Origin of the sequence: Leisingera sp. ANG-Vp, from assembly GCF_000813725.1 — a bacterium.
GTDB lineage: Bacteria > Pseudomonadota > Alphaproteobacteria > Rhodobacterales > Rhodobacteraceae > Leisingera.
In genome coordinates, this window is the sequence record NZ_JWLD01000134.1 from 1 (window position 1) to 686 (window position 686).

Here is a 686-nt window from a genome sequence, read left to right on the forward strand (position 1 = left end):
CGCCTTGTGCTTGGAAATGGTGCAGATCATGTAGAGGCCGGCTGCCTTGGCGTGGACCGGAATGGTCTCCGGCGAGGGGCGTTTCCACTCGGCAATCGCCAGTTTGGCGCCCTGCATCTTGGCGTCGCCGTAATAGGCGCCCCAGCCCCAGACCGCGATTGCCATGCGCACCGGGTTGGCGGCGGAAGCCACACCCATGTCATCGCCCGAGCCGCGCCAGACCAGCGCCCGCACATAGGCGTCCTGCAGACCGGAAGCCTTCAGGGTTTCTTCCTTGGCCGCCTCGATCTGGTCGACGGTATAGGGCATCGGCATGTCCAGCGCCTCGGCCGAGGCGATCAGGCGCTCGGAATGCTCGCGGCTCTTGAAGATCTTGCCGTTATAGGCGCGCTCGCCCTCGAACACCGAAGAGGCGTAGTGCATCGCATGGGTCAGGATATGCACTTTGGCATCCCGCCAGTCGACCAGTTCGCCGTCCATCCAGATCACACCATCGCGGTCATCATAGCCTGCCATACCGCACCCTCCTACAACTTGCGGAATTTCCATTAATTGCGCCTGATACGACCGGTTCGGACATAATCTTGCGCCAAAGCTGCGATTCGATACATCTTCACCCTTGGAATGTCAACAAGGCTGACATAAACTGGCCTGCAAGACAGACGAGGGGGCACCGATGCCGGAAG

General features: G+C 60.8%; 1 protein-coding gene. It reads right to left on the reverse strand.

The features are described from left to right. Nucleotides 1–516, reverse strand: a 516-nt coding sequence (locus RA20_RS24405; RefSeq protein ID WP_039135562.1) for an aminotransferase class IV, incomplete at its 3' end; no start/stop codon positions are given. Between the last annotated feature and the right edge of the window lie 170 nt (nucleotides 517–686).